At 36.6% G+C, this 20,620-nt stretch carries 23 protein-coding genes; 12 read left to right on the top strand and 11 right to left on the bottom strand.

What is annotated here, in order from left to right:
• Nucleotides 1–281 precede the first annotated feature (281 nt).
• From asnB to GHT08_RS19540, 3 genes are all read left to right on the top strand, one after another.
• Nucleotides 282–2,129, top strand: a complete 1,848-nt coding sequence (asnB, locus tag GHT08_RS19550; protein WP_163583071.1) for an asparagine synthase (glutamine-hydrolyzing) — start codon at nt 282–284, stop codon at nt 2,127–2,129.
• A 38-nt stretch (nt 2,130–2,167) separates the two neighbouring features.
• The gene (locus GHT08_RS19545) at nt 2,168–2,614 is read left to right on the top strand and encodes a hypothetical protein (protein ID WP_163583070.1); all 447 of its coding nucleotides are present in this window, start codon (nt 2,168–2,170) and stop codon (nt 2,612–2,614) included.
• Between the two features lie 116 nt (nt 2,615–2,730).
• Entirely contained in the window at nt 2,731–4,155 is a 1,425-nt protein-coding gene (locus tag GHT08_RS19540) for an alpha-amylase family glycosyl hydrolase (protein WP_238343617.1), read from the top strand.
• Nucleotides 4,156–4,605: 450 nt separating this feature from the next.
• Here the strand turns inward: GHT08_RS19540 and GHT08_RS19535 are convergent, their stop codons facing one another.
• On the bottom strand, nt 4,606–5,316 hold the full coding sequence (locus GHT08_RS19535) for an ArsR/SmtB family transcription factor (protein ID WP_163583068.1): 711 nt from the start codon (nt 5,314–5,316) through the stop codon (nt 4,606–4,608).
• A 114-nt stretch (nt 5,317–5,430) separates the two neighbouring features.
• Here GHT08_RS19535 and GHT08_RS19530 point away from each other — a divergent pair, with 114 nt between their 5' ends.
• Together GHT08_RS19530 and GHT08_RS19525 are read left to right on the top strand one after the other, a co-directional pair.
• The gene (locus GHT08_RS19530) at nt 5,431–6,033 is read left to right on the top strand and encodes a flavin reductase family protein (RefSeq protein ID WP_163583074.1); all 603 of its coding nucleotides are present in this window, start codon (nt 5,431–5,433) and stop codon (nt 6,031–6,033) included.
• A gap of 520 nt (nt 6,034–6,553) precedes the next feature.
• The gene (locus GHT08_RS19525; protein WP_163583067.1) at nt 6,554–7,462 is read left to right on the top strand and encodes a macrolide 2'-phosphotransferase; all 909 of its coding nucleotides are present in this window, start codon (nt 6,554–6,556) and stop codon (nt 7,460–7,462) included.
• A 64-nt stretch (nt 7,463–7,526) separates the two neighbouring features.
• Here GHT08_RS19525 and GHT08_RS19520 read toward each other — a convergent pair whose 3' ends face one another.
• On the bottom strand, nt 7,527–8,891 hold the full coding sequence (locus GHT08_RS19520; RefSeq protein WP_163583066.1) for an MATE family efflux transporter: 1,365 nt from the start codon (nt 8,889–8,891) through the stop codon (nt 7,527–7,529).
• 250 nt (nt 8,892–9,141) lie between these two features.
• Between GHT08_RS19520 and GHT08_RS19515 the strand changes: the two genes are divergently transcribed.
• Together GHT08_RS19515 and GHT08_RS19510 are read left to right on the top strand one after the other, a co-directional pair.
• Nucleotides 9,142–9,345, top strand: coding sequence for a transcription initiation factor TFIIIB (locus GHT08_RS19515; RefSeq protein WP_163583065.1), 204 nt, complete (start codon nt 9,142–9,144; stop codon nt 9,343–9,345).
• A gap of 18 nt (nt 9,346–9,363) precedes the next feature.
• Nucleotides 9,364–9,867, top strand: a complete 504-nt coding sequence (locus GHT08_RS19510; RefSeq protein ID WP_163583064.1) for a DinB family protein — start codon at nt 9,364–9,366, stop codon at nt 9,865–9,867.
• On the opposite strand, the gene GHT08_RS19505 is transcribed toward GHT08_RS19510, so the two are convergent.
• The gene (locus GHT08_RS19505) at nt 9,860–10,720 is read right to left on the bottom strand and encodes an SDR family oxidoreductase (protein WP_163583063.1); all 861 of its coding nucleotides are present in this window, start codon (nt 10,718–10,720) and stop codon (nt 9,860–9,862) included. The genes GHT08_RS19510 and GHT08_RS19505 overlap by 8 nt on opposite strands.
• 267 nt (nt 10,721–10,987) lie before the next feature.
• Nucleotides 10,988–11,848 carry a DegV family protein gene (locus GHT08_RS19500; RefSeq protein ID WP_163583062.1) on the bottom strand — a complete coding sequence of 287 codons (861 nt, stop codon included), beginning with the start codon at nt 11,846–11,848 and terminating at the stop codon, nt 10,988–10,990.
• A gap of 234 nt (nt 11,849–12,082) precedes the next feature.
• Here GHT08_RS19500 and GHT08_RS19495 point away from each other — a divergent pair, with 234 nt between their 5' ends.
• Together GHT08_RS19495 and GHT08_RS19490 are read left to right on the top strand one after the other, a co-directional pair.
• Entirely contained in the window at nt 12,083–12,931 is an 849-nt protein-coding gene (locus tag GHT08_RS19495; protein ID WP_163583061.1) for a YitT family protein, read from the top strand.
• A 50-nt stretch (nt 12,932–12,981) separates the two neighbouring features.
• Complete coding sequence (locus tag GHT08_RS19490; RefSeq protein ID WP_163583060.1) at nt 12,982–13,833, top strand: BsuPI-related putative proteinase inhibitor; 852 nt, start codon at nt 12,982–12,984, stop codon at nt 13,831–13,833.
• A 332-nt stretch (nt 13,834–14,165) separates the two neighbouring features.
• Here the strand turns inward: GHT08_RS19490 and GHT08_RS19485 are convergent, their stop codons facing one another.
• The 3 genes from GHT08_RS19485 to GHT08_RS19475 form a co-directional block, all read right to left on the bottom strand.
• Nucleotides 14,166–14,429: a NifU N-terminal domain-containing protein gene (locus GHT08_RS19485; protein WP_153833949.1), complete on the bottom strand. Its 264-nt coding sequence runs from the start codon at nt 14,427–14,429 to the stop codon at nt 14,166–14,168.
• A 133-nt stretch (nt 14,430–14,562) separates the two neighbouring features.
• On the bottom strand, nt 14,563–14,760 hold the full coding sequence (locus GHT08_RS19480; RefSeq protein ID WP_163583059.1) for a DUF3813 family protein: 198 nt from the start codon (nt 14,758–14,760) through the stop codon (nt 14,563–14,565).
• Nucleotides 14,761–14,946: 186 nt separating this feature from the next.
• Nucleotides 14,947–15,801 carry a Cof-type HAD-IIB family hydrolase gene (locus GHT08_RS19475; RefSeq protein WP_163583058.1) on the bottom strand — a complete coding sequence of 285 codons (855 nt, stop codon included), beginning with the start codon at nt 15,799–15,801 and terminating at the stop codon, nt 14,947–14,949.
• Nucleotides 15,802–15,946: 145 nt separating this feature from the next.
• On the opposite strand from GHT08_RS19475, the gene GHT08_RS19470 reads away from it, so the two are divergent.
• On the top strand, nt 15,947–16,711 hold the full coding sequence (locus GHT08_RS19470; protein ID WP_163583057.1) for a prolyl oligopeptidase family serine peptidase: 765 nt from the start codon (nt 15,947–15,949) through the stop codon (nt 16,709–16,711).
• Between the two features lie 68 nt (nt 16,712–16,779).
• Entirely contained in the window at nt 16,780–17,091 is a 312-nt protein-coding gene (locus tag GHT08_RS19465; RefSeq protein ID WP_018933358.1) for a metal-sulfur cluster assembly factor, read from the top strand.
• Between the two features lie 120 nt (nt 17,092–17,211).
• Here the strand turns inward: GHT08_RS19465 and GHT08_RS19460 are convergent, their stop codons facing one another.
• The 3 genes from GHT08_RS19460 to GHT08_RS19450 form a co-directional block, all read right to left on the bottom strand.
• Complete coding sequence (locus tag GHT08_RS19460) at nt 17,212–17,907, bottom strand: Crp/Fnr family transcriptional regulator (protein ID WP_163583056.1); 696 nt, start codon at nt 17,905–17,907, stop codon at nt 17,212–17,214.
• Nucleotides 17,908–17,958: 51 nt separating this feature from the next.
• Entirely contained in the window at nt 17,959–18,774 is an 816-nt protein-coding gene (locus GHT08_RS19455) for an undecaprenyl-diphosphate phosphatase (protein ID WP_163583055.1), read from the bottom strand.
• A 98-nt stretch (nt 18,775–18,872) separates the two neighbouring features.
• Nucleotides 18,873–19,046 (bottom strand): DUF2929 family protein, encoded by a 174-nt coding sequence (locus tag GHT08_RS19450; RefSeq protein ID WP_018933355.1) that lies wholly within the window; start codon nt 19,044–19,046, stop codon nt 18,873–18,875.
• A gap of 277 nt (nt 19,047–19,323) precedes the next feature.
• Here GHT08_RS19450 and GHT08_RS19445 point away from each other — a divergent pair, with 277 nt between their 5' ends.
• Complete coding sequence (locus GHT08_RS19445; RefSeq protein ID WP_238343616.1) at nt 19,324–20,304, top strand: BMP family ABC transporter substrate-binding protein; 981 nt, start codon at nt 19,324–19,326, stop codon at nt 20,302–20,304.
• A 44-nt stretch (nt 20,305–20,348) separates the two neighbouring features.
• Here the strand turns inward: GHT08_RS19445 and GHT08_RS19440 are convergent, their stop codons facing one another.
• Nucleotides 20,349–20,534: a hypothetical protein gene (locus GHT08_RS19440; RefSeq protein WP_163583053.1), complete on the bottom strand. Its 186-nt coding sequence runs from the start codon at nt 20,532–20,534 to the stop codon at nt 20,349–20,351.
• Nucleotides 20,535–20,620 lie beyond the last annotated feature (86 nt).

Genomic DNA, 20,620 nt, shown 5'->3' with positions numbered 1-20,620 from the left:
TATTATTTCATACACCAGGAAATTATAAAAGCAACCGTGTAGAGCAGATCTTATCAACGTTATTTGTGCTGAATAACGGCATAGATGTCCGTGACCTTCAAAAAACTTTTGTCACAAATAAAGGAACGAATGTCTGGTTCTGCTTCAAACATAAAGTGCTAGTTTAGCTGTCTGCTGTGATTGTTACGGTTGTTTAAATTCGTTTGTCTTGTTCATTTTCTCACTTTTGCTGCATACATTAATAAGAGCTACTATGATAGGGAAAGGTGTGTCATTACAGTATGTGTGGGATTACAGGTTGGATTGACTTTACCCGAAATATCGAGAATGAACATGAACAAGTACAGCGTATGGCAAGTAAAATCAGTCATCGTGGACCAGACGAAACAGATTTTTACTTGGAGACACATGTGGGATTTGGACATCAGCGTTTAATTGTTGTTGATCCAGCTGGCGGCAAACAGCCAATGAGCCATACAAAAGACCAACATTCTTACGTATTAGTGTATAATGGTGAGCTTTATAATACAGAGGATATTCGTAGTGAATTGTTAAAACAAGGATGGCAATTCAATTCTCACTCCGATACAGAAGTTCTGTTGAAAAGCTATATCGAATGGGGAGAGGCACACGTCGAGAAGTTAAACGGCATTTTTGCATATGCTATCTGGGATCCATCTAAACAGCAACTATTTCTTGCTCGTGACCGTCTTGGTGTAAAACCGTTATTTTACAAGCAACTTCACAATGGTTTACTATTTGGATCTGAAATAAAAGCGATTCTCGCCCATGATGAAGTAGATCCTGTCATCAAAGAGGAAGGGTTGTCTGAGATTTTTGCGCTTGGTCCCTCACGTACTCCAGGTCATGGTATATTTGACGGATTGAAAGAATTACGCGCAGCACATGTAGGCATCTTTAACCGAGATGGCTGGAGAACAAGACGTTATTGGAATGTGGAAAGTAAGCCACACGAAGAATCCGTAGAAGAAACTGCCGAAAAAGTTCGCCATTTATTAGTGGATGCAGTAGAGAGACAGCTAGTTTCTGATGTTCCACTGGGCACTTTTTTATCAGGGGGAGTGGATTCTAGTGCGATCACAGCTATAGCAGCACAATATCTCGAAAACAATCAAAAGGATGCTCTTCAAACCTTTTCCATTGATTATGAGGATAACGACAAATATTTTAAGAAAAGTAATTTTCAGCCCAATCAAGATAAAACCTATATTGAAAAAATGGTACAGTCATTGGGAACTGAGCATCATAACTTTGTGATAGACAATGTTACATTGGTAGATTTATTAAAAGATGCAGTGCGATACCGTGATCTGCCAGGGATGGCTGATGTTGATTCTTCGTTATTATGGTTTTGTGAGCAAACCAAAAAAGAAGTGACTGTTGCACTATCCGGAGAATGTGCCGATGAAATATTTGGTGGCTATCCATGGTTTTATCGAGAAGATGATCTTAATCGTGAAGGATTCCCTTGGATTCGTTCTTCCGAAGTCAGACAAAATCTATTACGGTCAGATGTGAGTCAACAATTAAATCTAGCAGCATATACGAAAAAAAGATATGAAGATACCATGAAAGAAGCTCCTTTATTAGATGGAGAAGGAGCAGAAGCCAAAGCAAGAAGACAAATGTTTTACTTGAATATGCAGTGGTTTATGCCGACATTATTAGATCGTAAGGATCGTATGAGTATGGGAGTAAGTTTTGAGGCACGTGTTCCGTTCAGTGATCATCACCTAGTTGAGTATGTGTGGAATATTCCCTGGGAAATAAAAACACACGGAGATCGTGAAAAGGGCATACTAAGAAAAGCGCTAGAAGGAATTTTGCCAGATGAAATTCTTTACCGTAAGAAAAGCCCTTATCCAAAAACACATCACCCTGCTTATACCAATGCAGTCATCAACTGGATGAATGAGATCATTGATGATAAGAATGCACGTCTATTCGAGATACTGGATCGTTCTAAAGTAAAAGCATTGGTCGACCATAAAGCGGCAAATATCAGTGCACCATGGTTTGGCCAATTAATGACTGGACCACAACTGTTGGCTCATCTCGCGCAAATTGAATACTGGCTGCAAGAAAATGATGTAATGATTGATATATAATGTTGTAACGTCGAAACTGGAAGAAAGTAGTGACGGTTATGAAGAAATTATCTATCGGTATGTTGCTTCTGTTACTTATTCCTATCACCTTACATGCACTAGAATGGGCGCACCCGTTTGTAGTGTTAGACGGCCGTGTATATGAAGTTACCGACGAATCAGTAAATCAATCTCTTATCGGCCAATCGATTGGAGAAGTAACCACCCAAGCTGATGAGCGCACAGGTAAATATTATGGCAATGCATCTAATCATTATCCTATAGGTACTAAGTATTTTAAAGTAGAAGGTGTAGACATTTCCGAGGCAATTGCAGTAGCAGAACAAGGGGCATATGTGAAAGCTGAATTTGTCCAACGTGTTCCTTTACACTGGCGTAATATTGTCTATTATCTTATACCGATCCTCTTTTTAACTGGATTAATTATCACGTACCGAATTCGGGAAAAAGTAAAGAAAAAATACCAAAACTCTCTATCTATTTAAGATAGGGAGTTTTTCAGTCACAAAAAATTCATGTTATTTTTCAATAAGGGTATTTGACTTTCTTTGATTGTCTAGGATAATAGAAGACGAATATAATTTGAGAAAAGGGGACCATTATGCTCTACATAAGAAAAGTATTACTAGTTATGGTTCTATGCCTGCTTTTAATTCCGAATGTAAGTGTCATGGCAGAAGAACAAACAGAAGAAGGAATCTATTATATTTTAGTAGACCGATTTGTAAATGGAGACAGTAGCAATGATATAGAGATTAATATTGATGATCCTTCTGCATATCATGGTGGGGATTTACAGGGTATTATCGATAAAATTCCTTATTTAAGTGAATTAGGTATAACTACAATTAACCTAAGTCCTATCATGACGGCAGCTTCTTACCATGGATTTGATCCTTTAGATGCTCAAAGCGTCGATCCTCAATTTGGAAACATCGCGGTGCTGCAAAATCTAGTAGCCGAAGCAAATGAGAATGACATCAAGGTAATCTTAGATTTTGTTTTATCACATGTAGATAAGGAACATCTCTGGGTAACTGAACAGTCAGATTGGGTATCTCAACCTTCCGTCAATCAATTGAATGAAGAATTGCCAACCGTTAATTTGCAAAATGAAGATGTACAGCAATATTTTTTGGAAACAGCGGTATATTGGATGAATAGTACGGGGATTGATGGTTTTCATGTTTATGTAGATGAACAGACACCACGATCCTTTATCGATGAACTGCGTCAACGTATACAATCTGAGAAAGAAGATGCGTTTTTAATAGTGGATGGAATGGAAGACGAAAATAATATCGATCATGATTTTCGAAAGGAAGCGGTTGATATCCTGAAACAACCCGGAGAGTCCTTGGAGCCATTATTTTCTCATGAGATAACTGGCGTACATTACATGGAATCTGTCCTTACTTCACGCTTTACGCATGAAACAGTGAAAGAAGGCTATCATCCTGTCACAAGGTGGAAGCTTGCATCTACCTTACTCTATACATTACCAGGATCTTCTTTGTTTTATCAGGGAGTAGAAGTGCCAATGGATAATGGTGAAGATGAACCAGATCACCGCATGGCCGAATTAAATAAAGAGGACGAAGAAATAGCCCAACATTTAGAAAAGCTAGCAGCAATCCGTCAAGATTCCTCTGCGTTACAAAACGGGGAAATGGAACTAGTAGCTCAAGCGGGCGCAATGTCTGTTTACAAGAGAAGTGCCGAGGATCAAACGATGTACATTGCGATTAATAATGATACCGAAACCCAGACAGCCTCCCTGGATGGGATCGGTGGGGATATGCAACTGAGAGGTTTGCTAGAAGATAACATCGTCAGACAACAAAATGATGGTACATATCGAGTGATACTAGATCGCGAAACAAGTAATATCTTTGTTTTAGAAGAAGACAGTGGGTTTAACTGGTTCTTTATTGCCATGATGGTTGTGATTCTTGGTGGGTTTGTCGCGTTTATTGTAGCGGTTAGTGTGAAGAATCGTAGAATGCAAGCAAAATCAAAGAACTGAGCAGAACTTTACTGTGGACAAACTTTGAAATTATATACTAAACATAATGCAGAAGCTAGGTGTAAGTAGAAGGGCGCTCACAAGCTGTAGTGAAAATATTGTGAATGAGCGAAGTTAGAGCTCTAGATGAAAACCAGTTATTCTCCTAAAAGAATAACTGGTTTTCTAGAAAGGTAAGAAAGTATAAAATTTAGGTATTTGTCTAGCTCCGAGCGCCCAGAAACTAGGCGACTTCACGAATTGCCCTACGATAAGTCATCATCGGTTCGCAAACTTACCGTGATTCCTTTATCTCAGTTAATTCGTTCCAGTCGCTACGTTTCTAAACGGGCACTCTGCGCTTTTCTTAGCTATATTTTTACTTACGCTTATTACTCTAGTTTGACAAGAGAAATGCTTTGACTCACTATAATAGAGTTTTATCCAACCGTTTTCTTATAAATTCTCTAGTTAACTTTCTTCAAAAGTATTATGATTATTTTCGTAATCGAATTTGAAAAGTTTCTGTAATTCATTTTTTCCGGTTGGAGTTACTTTAACAGCCCGTATCTTAGGTGTACGTGTTATCCATTGTCGTTCGATCATCTTTAAAAGCAATGCATTACCAAGTGCTCCAGCAATATGATGTTGCCGTTCACTCCAATCTAAACAGCAACGTGCAAATGCTCTCCGTTTCTTTTTTTGTTCCTCAAGATTAATGCCGAAGTCTCGAAAAAACTCGATGCCTTCGGGAGTTACTTCAAAGTTTAAATCTACCTTTTTTATAAAACCTTGTTCCAGTAGAGAATTTGTAATTTGTACACCGAGATAGCCTGCTAAATGATCATAACAAGTTCTAGCGAAATGAATAGCCTCTTTTTCTTTGGATTCTCTAAATGAAGTAACAGGAGAGTTAGGAGAAATACTTAACATTTGCTCTATCACTTTTGCTACATCACTATTAATCAACTTATAATAACGATGCCTTCCGTGTTTTTCCACATTAATTAGGTTAGCCTCGAGCATTTTATGGAGATGGAAACTTGCTGTTTGAGGTTTTACCTTTGCAAGAAAAGCCAATTCACTAGCAGGGTGGATTCTACCGTCCATAAGGCTAAGTAAAATAGTCGATCGAGTTGAATCAGATAATAATGAAGCGATTTTAGAAATATTGGGATTCATCATTTTTCCTCCTTACATCGATATTTCGATGATAGTTGAATATTTAAAGATTTACAATATAAATGTAATGAAGTTAAAGGAGGAAAAAACTTGAATAAGACAACAAATGTGAACATGTTAAGTTTTAAAGAAATTAAGCCTAAAATTATGTATTATGGAACACCAACATTACTTCTTAACACGTTAAATGAAGACGGGACAACAAACATAAGTCCAATGTCTTCTTCTTGGGCTCTAGGTGATTGTATCGTTCTTGGTATAGGACTTGGAGGGAAGGCTATTGAAAACTTAGAAAGGCATAAAGAATGTGTTATTAATTTACCCAGTCCAAACCTTTGGGAAAATGTTGAGAAAATCTCTTCTTATAGTGGAAAAAAAGTTATACCGTCTTATAAGCAAGAGATTGGATTCACTTATAAAAAAGATAAATACGAATCTTCAGGGTTAACTCCCTTAGAATCAAAAACTGTCTTTCCTACTCGGATAGAAGAGTGTCCTATTCAAATCGAAGCATTAGTTAAAAACATTCGAATACCCGAATATAATCCATTGTTTGCAATTGTTGAAACGCAAGTATTACATTTTCATGCGGAAGATAATATTATACAAAATGAAAATTATATTGATCCATCAAAGTGGAGTCCATTAATATATAATTTTAGGCATTACTTTGAATTAGGTAAAGAGGTAGGAAAAACATTCCGTTCAGAAACTTGAAAATCATTAAAATGTATACAGTATTATAGAAAAGATAGTTACAGATAAAACGTTTGGATCCATAACCTAATCCAAGCGTTTTAAGTTATTTAGGCTGAAGTTGTTCTGAAACCCTCTTGAACAATTCCTTCTCAATATTGATGTAAATATTACAACACATCGTCGCTTCTGCTATGATTTGATTAACTTAATGGAACGGAGGGTTGCTTAAAAATGGGTATCTGCTATATTAGAATCCGATTTTAATCTTTATGCTACTAATTTTATAGTGTTTAAAGGCTCTACCTGTGTGTAGAGTAATCGGATAGGTCTGCCTATTTTTAAGTAATCATCATAAAACTATAAATTGTATATTCAAATATATGATTCATAACGGAGCAACTAGGGATTTTTTTAAAATGGTTTGCTAGTTATATTTTACTGGTGATTTTATTACTCACAAAGCGAAAATCCGATTATTCAGCACAGGATAGTACCTGTGTTTTTTTATTCGAGAAATATAATAAGGATATGATGTTAAGTGAGTAAAACAATAAAAGAAGTGATGGACATAACTAAGAAACATGGTCTATTCTTACAAGAAGATACCTTACAATATAATGAGTCAGGGTTAGATTTTCAGGTTGTCTTTGCAAAAGATCAGGAAGGAAATGAGTGGACGTTACGTATCCCGAGAAGGCCGGATGTGATGCCAAGAACGAAAGTGGAGAAAAACGCTTTAGATGTTGTGAATGAACAGGTATCTACTTTTCAGGCTCCGAATTGGTCGATATATGCAGAGGATTTGATTGCATATAAAAAATTAGATGGAATACCTGCTGGGACAATTGATCATGAGATTCAAAATTATGTATGGGAAATTGATATCAACGATGTACCAGTTAATTTTCATAAAACATTAGCAAGTGCGCTGGCAGATCTGCACAGCATTCCATTAGAGAAAGTAGCAAAAGCTGACTTAATGATACACAGCTCAGAAGAAGCGAGACAGTCAATGATTGAAAGAATGGAGGCTGTGAAGGAAAAGTACGGGGTAGGAGAAGCTTTATGGCATCGCTGGCAAACATGGGTAAATAATGATGAAATGTGGCCAAAACGAACAGGTTTCATTCATGGAGATATTCATGCAGGTCACCTATTAATTGATAAGGATACCAACGTAACAGGGATAATTGATTGGACAGAAGCGAAAGTGACAGATATATCCAATGACTTTGTGGGGTACTATCAACTTTTTGGAGAAGAGGGTCTTGTTTCTCTTATCGACGTATACAAAGAAGCTGGAGGATATAGCTGGCCCTTGATGAAAGAACATATTATCGAGCTGAGTGCTGCTTATCCAGTAGCTATCGCAGAGTTTGCCTTAGTTTCAGGCTTGGAAGAGTATGAGGAAATGGCAAAACAAGTGTTAGAGGTTACTGATAAATAGCAATTTTCTTTCAGTTGTAAAACAAAAAGCATACCATTCACCACGTGTGCTGGTATGCTTTTGATTATTCCGCCACAGCTTCTGTTTCTTTTTTGACAAATGCTTTCTTCATCCAAGTTCTTGAACGCCATCTTCTTAGCATTAAGACTCCTCTTAGCCATTCATCGGCAATAAAAGCTATCCAGACACCTACTAATCCTAAATCTAAAAAGATTCCAAAAAACCATGCAAAGGTAACACTGACACCCCACATCGAGGCAATCCCAATCACAACAGGAAACTTGACATCTCCAGCAGCTCTCAGTGAGTTAATGACAACAAGGTTAAATGCCCGACCAGGTTCAAGAATAATCGTTACGAGTAAAAGGAACATCCCTTTTTCAATAATAGTAGTGTCAGTTGTGAAAATGCCAAGTAATGTCGAACTGAAACTATAGAAAAGAATTGCCATTAAAGTGCTGATAACAATTGCTATCTTCAAGCTTTTAATACCACGTTTATAGGCACTTTCCATATCTCCTGCTCCGATCATGTGACCGATCAGAATTTGTGAACCTTGCCCAATGGCGATGGAGAACAGGAGAATAAACATCATTAAGTTTTGCACATATACTTTCGTTGTAATTGCGATCGTCCCCATCTGAGCAATAAAATAGGTGATTGCCATCTGACTTGCATTATAGGATAACTGTTCCCCTGCAGATGGTATGCCAATTTGTAATAGGTCTTTCACGTGGCTCTTTTCATAATGGAAAAAAGATTGGAACGGAAGCTGCCGTTCACTACGCCGTGCCAAGATAAATAATAAGATAACAAATCCAATAAACCGACTAAGCATTGTGACATAGGCAACCCCTTCGACACCAAGTATTGGAAATCCAAACGGACCGAAAATAACAAAAAAGTTACCAATCACATTTACAATATTCATGCCAATCGTGACAAACATGGTATCCTTGGTAAAGCCATAGCTTCGTAAAATAGCTGATACTGTCATGATCAGTGCTTGAACGAAAATAAATCCGCCGACGATGTTCATATAAGTAGAAGCTTCATGCATTAGTTCTGCAGGCAAATCCATCAAACGTAAAATAAAGTCACTGAAAATAAATAAAATGAGACTTAATGCTAATGAAAACCATAAATTTAAACTAATCGATGTTACAGCGATCTTTCCAGCTGTTTTTGACTGTTCTGCCCCGAGATTTTGTGCAACGAGTATCGATGCCCCAGCGGCAACAAAACCAAACATCACAATCACAACCGATAACACTTGATTGGATACACCGACCGCAGCAACCGAATGATCGGAGTACTGACTTAACATCAACGTATCGGCATTCCCCATCAACATGTGTAACAGAATTTCAATGAAAATAGGCCATGTTAAAGCAAATAAACTTAAATTTTTAGTCTCAGTTTGTTTCATTATGTTCCTTCTTCCCAATCATTTTGTTGTAAGAATATTACTTTACACTAAAAAATAAAAAAAGGAAACGGTTTAATCTTTATTATTTGGTGAAAAATTTAAAGATCGATGACATCAAGCTTATAATCGTATTGTGTTTGAAGTGATGATTAGCTGGCAGTATTTGTTGCTATGAAAAATTAGTGAAACACAAATAGCTTTTGAAACGTATTTCTAGTATAAGCTGTTAAAGTAGAGGAGTTGTTGTTGGATGCAGTATCAAGGAGTATCGGCGTGCCCGAAATGTGGGGAAACGGAATTGGGGCTAGGTAAGCATAGTGGATATGCAGTGATGCAACCTGTAAACAAAATGAGCTTTGGTTCTGATGTTGAGTATATAATTTGTACTAATTGTGGCTATATTATTGAAGGTTATGTAAAAAAACCGGAGAAATTTAAAGGTACCATCTATTGATTTAAAAGGAGTGATCAAATGACAAATAGTCAGGTAATAAAAATGTATAATTATCACGTTTGGGCGAATAAAAAAATATTCGAACATTTAAAGCAGTTACCAAATGAAATTTTAAACGGCAAAGTTAAAAGTGTTTTTTCCTCCATATCCGAAGTGTTGACTCATCTTTATGCTACCGATATAACTTGGCTGGAAGTAATGAAGGGAAGTAACTTTCATACCATCATTAAAAAAGTGGAACATCAAAAATTTAAAGCTTCACAAGCTTCAATTGTTGAGCTAGAAGAGCTGTATGATCAACTTTCAACAGAGTATTATGATTTTTTCCATATGCATAAGAATCCTGAACATTCGATCACTACAGAGCATCCACAACACGGAGTATGTGAGTTCACCCTTGTTGATTTAGTGCATCATGTCGTTAATCATGGAACATATCATCGTGGCAATCTAACGGCGATGCTTCATCAACAGGGTGAACGGGGAGTACCAACAGACTATGTGTTTTTTCTCTTTAAATGATTTTTCCACCATTAATATGAATGGTTTGACCTGTTACATAACTAGCATCCTTACTTGCAAGGTACACATATGCTGGTGCAACTTCTGATGATTCACCAGGACGTCCCATTTCTGTATCAGAGCCAAAGGTGGCAACTTGATTCTCATCAAAACTTGCTGGAATCAGTGGTGTCCAAATTGGTCCAGGCGCAACACTGTTGACGCGAATTCCTTGAGAGACTAGTGATTTTGCCAGAGATTTCGTAAATGTCGTAATGGCTCCCTTGGTACTAGAGTAATCAATCAGACTTTCATTACCTTGGAAAGCGGTAATCGAAGAAGTATTAATGATTGCACTACCTTGCTTTAAATGAGGGAGGGCTGCTCTTGTGAGATAAAAATAACCAAAAATGTTTGTTCGAAATGTTTTTTCTAATTGATCGTCAGTAATTTGGAGAAAATCCTGCTGTGGATATTGAACCGCAGCATTATTCACCACAATATCAATTTTTCCATGTTCATCCATGACTTTTTTCACGACATCTTTACTAAACTCACTATGCGAAATATCTCCGCGAAATAGACTACATGCTTTACCTTCTTGTTCCACCAATTTCTTCGTATCATTGGCATCTTGATCTTCGTCGAAGTAGATGATGGCGATATCTGCTCCTTCTTTAGCAAAATGAATCGCAACAGAACGACCAATACCACTGTCCCCACCAGAAATGATTGCAACTTTATCTTTTAATTTATTACTCCCTTGATAATTTTCATTTACACTGACAGGAAGAGGTGTCATCTTATATTCGAAACCCGGCTGTCGATCTTGATGCTGCTTCGGTAATACTTGTTTTTGCTGATTTGCTGACATTTCGGACACTCCTAGAAGCTTTTTCTCCTAGTATGGCAAAAAAGCAGGGCAACATACGTAAAAAAATCCCTGCGAGTGCAGAGATTTTTTGAAAGTGTCCAGTAAATGATGAAAAGTGTCCAATAAATCAGTGAAAGTGTCCAATAAAATCCGAAAAGTGTCCAGTAAATCGTCCAAAGTGTCCAATAACCCCAAAAAAGTGTCCAATAAAAGATGAGGTGACGATGTTAACTCGATCGCAAAACTCCTACTTGGAACAGTCTAACCTTACTTAGGAGAATCATTTAAGAAAAAGAGAGCGATCGTACCTGGTCCGGAATGTGCACCGATGGCAGAACCAACCATGTTAATTTTGATATCTTTCACATTCCATTTTTCCCGAATCATGCTTGCAATATGTTCAGCTGTATCCAGTGCATCTCCATGACTGATCGCTACTAATTGGTTGTCTAGATCTTTACCTCGTTCTTCCATCACTTCGATCATACGTTTGAACACCTTTTTGGATCCTCTAACTTTTTCTAGTGGGATCAATTTACCATCTTCCATGTGTAATAAAGGCTTTACTTTTAATAATGTACCGACAAAAGCGGCTGTTTTACTAACACGACCTCCGCGGTACAAATATTCTAAGTCATCGACAGTGAAAATATGCTCCATATGTTCATAGTGATGTTTGCTTACTTCTAGTATTTCCTCCATACTTGCACCTGATTGAGCTAATTCTGCAGCCCTTAGCACAACAAGTCCATATCCTAAAGATGCACATTTCGTATCAAGCACATGTAAGTCAAAATCAGGATACGCTTCTTTCACTTCTTGCTCCATTAACTTTGCCCCTTGATATGTACCAGACAGTTCTGAAGAAAAAGCTAAATATAAGACCTGGTTTCCTGCCTTGGCATGTTTTTCGAAAGCATCTTTAAAAACTTTGGGACTGACTTGTGCCGTTTTGGGCGCTTTGCCTTCTCTCATGGCATCATAAACTTTTTTTGAAGAAATACTAATCCCATCTTCGTAATCTTCACCATCCAGTTGAACAGTTAATGGTAACATTTCGACGTCAAGTTGTTGAAAGTCTTCAGATGAAAGATCACAAGCAGAATCTGCAAGAATTTTTACAGTCAATGTAACCCCTCCTTTTTTTCCTTTTTGATCATGTATGATGATCGTGTTTTAGCTTAATATAAGTGTAAGCTTAACGAACAGTTACGTCAAAACAAATTTACAAACTTTTTTGTTCAAAGTACTTGGTTTCTAGATCAGATTCTAGTATAGTTTATTCTTGTGCAAAAAAGATTATGTGATGATATTAAAGGGTATGGAATCATGTGGGTTCCGTTAACAGGAGGGGTGTACAACATGTTTTTAATGGAAGCAAAACGAATAGCAATAGTCATAGTTGGTGCAATACTTAATGCCATTGGTCTTAATTTTTTCTTAATTGGCGCCAATGTATATGCTAGTGGCTTTACTGGTATTTCACAAATTTTAGCTACTGTTTTTTCTGATTACTTAGGGGTAGAAATTGCAAGTACCGGTATTATTTTATTCATTCTTAATATACCAGTAGCTATTATCGGTTGGTTAATGGTAGGTCGTGGCTTTACAATTTACAGTTTTCTTTCGGTTATTGCTACCTCTTTTTTCCTAGAGGTGTTGCCGATTGTTAATTTGTCCAATGATATTTTGCTTAATGCAGTATTTGGTGGAGTTATAGCCGGTGTTGGTGTCGGTATTACCCTAAAGTGGGGTGCTTCAACAGGTGGTTCTGATATTATTGCAATGGTTTTATCTCGAATGAAGGACAAGCCAATTGGTAGTTATTTAATGGCGATCAACGGGATGATTATTGTTATTGCAGGTATCTTAAATGAGCCGGAGAACGCACTTTATACTTTAGTAGGTTTGTATGTAACAACACGAGTTATCGATGGTATACATACTCGTCATGAGAAAGTGACAGCTATGATTGTTACGAAAAAAGCAGATGAGCTGCAACAAGCAATTCATGACACGATGATTCGCGGAATTACGATATTGCCAGTTAAGGGAGCTTATACAAAAGAAGATAAGCATATGTTATATTTAGTTATAACCAGATATGAGTTATATGATTTAGAGCGGATTATCCATGAAGTTGATGAGAATGCATTTACGAATGTTATTCAGACAGCAGGTGTCTATGGATTCTTCCGACGAAATGATTGAAACCTTTTCTCGTATCTAACGTCTAATCTTTTAAAGGGGGTCGCAGAAATATGAAAAAATATTTCTCTCTCATATCTATTATTTTGATGTTGTTGTTAATGGCTTGTGGTTCTTCGGATGTGGAAGAAACAGAAACAGATGATTCGGTACCGGTAGATAATTCTACATCCGAACCAGAGGATGCTAATGAAGAAGAAACTCAATCCGAAACGGAGGCTCTTTCAGCTATTATGGAAAATTTAGATTTGAAAGTTGCTGCAGAACAACAAGGTACAACGATTGATTTTAAATTTCAATTAATCAACAAAAATGAGGAGACCGTTGACTTGATGTTTACTTCTGGTCAACAATTTGAAATTAAGTTGTTTCAGGAAGATGAATTATTTTATCAATATTCGGAAGGAAAAATGTTCACCGAAGCTTTAGTTGAAGAATCATTAGCACCTGGTGAATTCAAAAATTGGGCAGAGTCCTGGGATATGATTGAACATTTGGAGCCTGGTGAGTATCAAGTAGAAATGACGCTCTTACCAGCTGAAATTAATGGGCAGCAGGTAGAAGGTGAGCCGTTACAACAAACAATTACCATTACACTAGAGGACACAGCAGCTGATGAAGATGGCCCTTTTCGCTCGGTTGATGTTGAAGGAGAAAATGGCGAATATACCGTAACAGGAGAAGTTAATACAAGCGTTGGTGTAACTTATTATGAAGTAGAGGATGGCCATAATTATCTAGTGGAACAAACAGAAATCCCTGTTGAAGGCGATGGATGGCAGGAGTTTCAGATCCAAATTTCGATTGACGAGGATATGTTACCTCAAAACGGAGCAGTAGTTATGTTACTGTATACAGAGGATCGTTCCGAACAAAGACCTGTGCAATTAGAAGTAATGCCATAGAAGCAAGAAGAAGTGATAAAACTTGAAACAAAATCACAAAATAATGAACACCTAAAAGGCTTGGTTAGAGAACCAAGCCTTTTTTTAAGATAAGAAAGTATATAATCCGCGGTATCAACGCATTTGTAAGCAGAGTAGCCATTTTGAAATAGCTTGTACAGGAAACCATTGCTTCGACTGTCCTATTCATACATCCTTTTTTAAAAAGATCTGCTGCTCTTAAATTTTAGTAGTATAACTATTAAGAGATTACCAGAACATAACAGCCCTCATCAGGATATTACACTGATGGGGCTGTTTTAAGTTAATGTTTATTTCAGTATTTCTTTTGCTTAATAACCATATTTTGTAATAACTTCTTCTACATTACCAATCAGCTCGTCCCACTCGACATCCATTTTTTTATTAACTGTGATAAAGTGTTGGAAGCCAAATACATTATCGACACCTTCTAGTTGCATTAGTTCATTTAAAATATCATATTCACTTGTTTGACCAGGCATAACAGAAATACTATTGTTTCCTTCAAAAATCATTTTGTCACTAGTAAATTTCATTGCGTTTGGATTTGGTGTTGCTTCTACATGAATACTCATCGTATTTCCTCCTATAAAACGTACTTTATCACAATCATATCAAAATGTAGTTGATTATGAAAGGAATTCAACAGATGCTGGAATGAAGAAAAGAAGGTATACGAATCCGTATACCTTCTTTAAACAGAGGAGCTTATTTTAATTCATTTTGTTGCTTTAATTGATTCTCTAATTCGCGGAGTTCTTGCTGTTCTTCTGCTGTTGCATTTGTATAAGCAGACTGAATCGCATTTTGAGCGGCTTGCTTATCCTGCTCACTGAAGTTCCCGTTCGCACGATTCATTAAGCGATTGACGGCATCTCTTGCTTGCTGAAACAATTGGTTTTGCATAATAAATCCTCCTGTCTATTGAATCACTAGGCTTATCAATTGGATTACCGTTATGATCCTTTTTAATGGTGGTAGAGAATTACTGGAAGCTTTGTTCTTTGATAAACCACCACTGAAACAGAGCTTAAGAAAGAAGCATGAACACCAATTTGATGTTCATGCTTATTATGGATTAATCACGGATTTCTATTCAGATAGATCTTTGCCAACCTTAACGTTAGCTTCCAATTTTAAATAATCAACAAGGAAATTGCCTATTCCGTCTTCTTCATTGGTTTTAGTTTGGTAATTAGCAATTTGTTTTAATTCATCAATAGCATTCCCCATCGCAACACCGACACCGGCAAATTCGATCATTTCGAGGTCATTATCTTCGTCACCAAATGCAATGATATTATCTACAGGGATGTGAAAGTAATGTGCAATTTTTTTCAAACCAACAGCTTTGTTAATCCCTTTTCGTACAACTTCAATTACATTCCAAGGCACACCCCATTTTCTATGTTCAATAATGGATGCATGTTTATCATCTAAGTATTGACGTAATTCCTCAATATGGTCGTCCTTCGGGTGGATTAATAATGAAGTAGGATCCTCTTGTAAGTGATTTTTTAAGCTTCCAATTGTAATCAAATCCTGTTGATTAGGCTCCGAAAAAACATCGATAATTTGTTGGTCAAACTGATCTAAGTACATATTATCCCGAATTTCTGCAAAAATATTATGGACTTCAAAATCGTAACACGTTTGAATAATTTTTTTGGCAGTTCGATTTGGGAGTGGTGTGTGTAATACGTCCCATTTTTGATCGGTTGGATGATGGATAAGTGCACCGTTGAAGTTAACCATCGGAGTCTGTAAACCAAGCTCTTGGTAATACGCAATACTTGCACGATGCGGTCGTCCTGTGGCGATCACCACAATATGTCCTTCTTGGATAATTTGCTGTACAACTGATTTGGTATAAGGACTAATTTCCTTTCGATCAGTTAACAGTGTTCCGTCTAGATCTAATGCAACTAAGTGTCTATTTGTTCGCATATCTTCACCTCACTATTGTAATTATAGTTTAAAGATCTTTCATTCAGGTGTAAAGTTTTGTATATTTTTATTTCTATATTTTGCATGTTTGAGTAAGAAGTTATATCATGAAAAGTAAGAAAAGATACGAGAAAGGGGTGTACCGATGATAGCTATAAATAAAGAATATTGGAACGACATACCGTTATTACATGTCGTTGACCAAGAAAAGAAAGAGCAAGCATTACCAACTTTAACATACATACATGGCTTTACAAGTGCGAAAGAACATAACTTACCAATAGCATACTTATTAGCAGAAAAAGGATATCGAGTATTATTACCTGATTCGATGTTACACGGTGATAGAGAAACCGATCTTTCACATACGGAAAGAGAGTTTCACTTCTTCGATATAGTAAAGCAAAATTTGGATGATATTGAAACTATTTACCAAGAGTTAGTCGCAAAGCAATTACTAGAAGGCAATCGCTTTGGGTTAGCCGGTACAAGTATGGGAGGAATCACGACTGCAGCTGCCTTAACACAATTTTCATGGGTTAAGACAGCTGGAGTGATGATGGGATCCCCGAAAATCACGGCATATGCCGAACAATTAATTGGCTTTATGAAAGCTCAGCATAAAGAACTTCCAATCACTGATGATCAACTTCACTTATTAATAAAGGAATTAAAAGACATTGATTTATCGATACAAATCGAGAAATTATTTGGCAGACCATTATTCTTCTGGCATGGGGAAGAGGATGCGGTGGTACCATTTGATCATGCCTATAGCTTTTATGAAGAAGCGATTGAGCACTACAAAAACCCCGAAAATATAACGTTCTTAAAAGAAATAGGACGCGGACATAAAGTTAGCCGTTTTGCGATTTTAGAATTTGTAAAATGGTTAGAATATCAACTATGATTTAAATCATTTAAAAAGTGTCCGATTTGTTTTATAATAAGTGATAAGAGTTTGAAGGAGGGATTGAGATGGATCAAGCACTAGAAGAGAATTTAATGGGAGCACTGGAAAATGTGATTGACCCAGAGCTTGGAATAGATATCGTTAATTTAGGTCTTGTGTATGGTGTAGACCTTGATGATGAAGGTATTGCTACGGTAACAATGACACTAACTGCAATGGGATGTCCTCTTGCAGGTCACATTGAACAAGATGTGAAGCGTGTTATGGAAGATATTCCTGAGGTAAAAGATACAGAAGTGAATATCGTTTGGAATCCGCCATGGTCAAAAGACCGTATGTCGAGATACGCAAAAATCGCACTCGGTATTCCGGATTAAGAAGAAAAGCGCCCTTCTAACAGGCGCTTTTTTTATATGGAAAGAAAGTATAAAAACAGTGCAATGACCGTGAAAAACGGGTGCTATTCCGTAAAATAACGAACTAAATGTCCGCTCAACCTATTCAAACAACTTGTCCTCTATTTTCTCTACTTCAATTTTCCACATATTATTTGCTGAAAGCTCGATTAAGCTTTCTTTTTTTAATTGACTGAGTGTTCTGCTGATTGTTTCTCTAGTCGTCCCGATCATATTCGCTAGCTCTTTGTTCGAGAATTGTTTAGCTAACATCACATCACCATGTCTATTTTCTTTACCATGTTTCTTTACCAATCGCAAAATCAACATCATGACTTGTTCCTGCGTATTATGCAGGATTTGTTCTTCGAGACGCTGTTGTAAATCGACAATCATATCACCAAGCACGCGAAACAATTTAACACTTATTTGTGGAAATTGCATTAAAAAATCTTCAAATTGTTGTTTCGGTATATAAACAAGGATACTGGGCTCGATTACTTCCGCATGTGCCGGATAATTATCGTGACGGAAGAATCCTTGGTGAGGAAACATATCGCCACTTTGTAAAATATTTACGATTTGCTCCCGACCATGGATATCTGTTTTATATATCTTTATTTTACCTTCTAATATAAAGTAGACATTTGAAAGGTGGTCATCTTGCATAAAAACATGTGTATACTTTTGATATCGTTTAGTATGGGCAATTGTTTTTAAAGAGTCGATTTCATACACCGTTAATTCCTTGAAAATTGGAATCGAATGTAAAATTTCTTCAATAGATTGCTGCTTCACAATGTTTCCTCCTTCTCACCTCATATCATAGTAGTAACGCCAAGCCTCACTTTATAGGAGGATAAAGGCGATAATACCTACGATAAAGCAATAGAAAGCGAAATATTTTAAATTACCTTTCCGCATAATATTCATAAACCAGCGCAAGGAATAATAAGTTGCAATAATAGCTGCGATAAAGGCGATGAGATATGGAATCCAAAGTGTATTAAAGTTTGGGTCATTTACTACATCATCAACAGACAGCATCATCGTACCAACACTGACAGGAATAAACATTAGGAATGAAAAACGTAATGCTGTTTCTTGTTTCATCCCTAATAACATCGCTGCTACTATCGTTGCTCCTGAACGGCTAATTCCTGGCAATAAAGCAACAGATTGAGCAAAACCAACGATAAGCGCATCTTTCATCGTTAAAGCACCATCATTTTTGTTTCCACGTAAGTTTCGAATAATCCAAAGCGCAATACCTGTAATAACTAAAGTAATTCCAACCATTTTTGCCCGATCAGCAAAGGTTACTTCAATATAATCATCTAATAGCAAGCCAAGTACTGCTGCTGGAATCGTGGCAACAACCAGATAAATGATAAACATAAAATCATCATGATAGGCTTTATCTTTTGTCGTTAGATAGTTAATCCCGTTTTTAGCTATCTGGATAATATCTTTCCAGTAAATCATCAGTACCGCAATTAAGGAACCAAAATTGACTAAAACTTCAAACGATAAGCCACTCACACCTACACCAAATATGTCCTGTAATAATACTAAGTGACCACTTGAAGAAATAGGAATTGGTTCCGTGAAACCTTGTACTAACCCTAAAAATAAATATTTGATCAATAACAGTAGTTCTTCCATTTATGTATCCCCCTAAAATCCGTATTCCATAAAGATAACCCTTGTCACTGTTTGTTGACAAGGGTTATCTGTTAGTCGAAAGTGATCTATCTTTTAAGTTATTCTTCTTCTTTCAAGATGCCATCGCCGAGAATGATTGCAACAATACTAAAAATTGCTGCAATGGAAACTGCAGAAGCAAGATTAAACTCTTGACCACCCATACTTGTTAATACATATGATACAACGGTTAAAATAATGACTGCCCAAAAAATAGTTGCGAAATATTTCATTGTCTCACCTCTCTATCTATTATGAATCCTATACTATTTATTATGAATTATGTATACCCTTACGTTTTTCGCCATCTATAGTTTATCAAATTTTATTAATAAAATAAACAAAAATCTTGTACAAAAGGAAATTTGTGATCTTTTTGTGAATGCTGATGTTACGGGGGTTTCTACATAATTGTAATCTATTTGTAATGTTTTCTTAGTTTACGGAATGTCGACTAAGCGATAAAATAGTCCTAAGGATAGTCTGTTCGTCTATGCCATTCTTTAAGGAGTGCGGATATTGAAAAAATATATGATCTTACTCATTTTTACTTTTCTTATAATTATTCCAATATTATCCGGCTGTAACAACAACGCAAGTGGTGAAAAAATAGAACGTGTGGGAATGCTGATTGAAAACACGATTCATGATCAAAATTGGGGCAATAAAGGTTATCGAGGTTTACTGGATATACAAGAAGAATTTAATATGGATATATATTTCCGTGAAGGTGTCCAGACGCAACAGCAAGTAAATATTGCCGTTGAAGAGTTTGCCAATGAAGGGGTACAGGTTATTATCGGCCATAGTAGCAACTTTGGTGAATTTTTTAATCGAATACAAGCGTCATATCCTGATATTCAATTTATATATGTAAACGGTGGCTATTCAGCAGATAATTTGATTAGTTTAAATTTTAACTCATTGGCAATGGGGTTTTTTGCTGGAATGGTTGCAGGAGAAATGACGGAAACAAATCATGTAGGAATTATTGCTGCCTATGAATGGCAGCCGGAGGTAGAAGGATTTTATGAGGGCGTTCTCTATCAAAACGATCAGGTTAATGTCGATATTCAGTATGTCTATGATTGGGATGAAAAGGATCTGGCAGTGGAACATTACCAGAAAATGCTTAATCAAAATATGGATGTTATTTACCCAGCTGGCGATGCTTATAGTGTTTCCATCGTGGAGTCTGCTATGAATCAAGGTATATATTCGATTGGCTATGTTAATGATCAGCAACCTATTGGTGGGCAGTCTGTATTAACCAGTACGGTTCAACATATTGATAAATTATACGTCTATGCCATTGAACAAATACAAGAAGGTGAATTAGAAGGTGGAATTTATAACTTCGGTTTTGAAGAAGAAGTTATAACCTTGGGCCCGTATAGTGAGCATTTGTCTGAAAATTTCATCGATTACTTGAATGAACTAATCGAAGAGTATAAGGAAACAGGCTTATTACCTCATCAAACGGAAAAATAGCTGTCATGTCGATGTGACAGCTATTTTTTTATCAAGGTATAATCTCATTTTATGTTTTTGAACATATCTTTGATTGGTGATAATTTCTTGTACGTATCATTTAGTAATTGTACGGTTTGAAATAAGTCAAAAGCATTTTCGTCTTTTTCCTCATTTTCTTCTCGTTCTTCCGACTCCTCCTTGTGCTTTTTACCGAACATTAATTCATCAAATCGATTTTGCTTTTCCATATCTATCCCTCCTAAAGTCATTGTATGGGAGAATCGACTAGAATGTATGGGTTCTTTTAAACTTAGATTAGCGAGTATTTTTCCAT

This window comes from Gracilibacillus saliphilus, from assembly GCF_010994085.1.
Taxonomy (GTDB): domain Bacteria; phylum Bacillota; class Bacilli; order Bacillales; family Amphibacillaceae; genus Gracilibacillus; species Gracilibacillus lacisalsi.
Note: the sequence above shows the minus strand (reverse complement) of the source record. Positions and strands in the feature narration are given on the sequence as shown.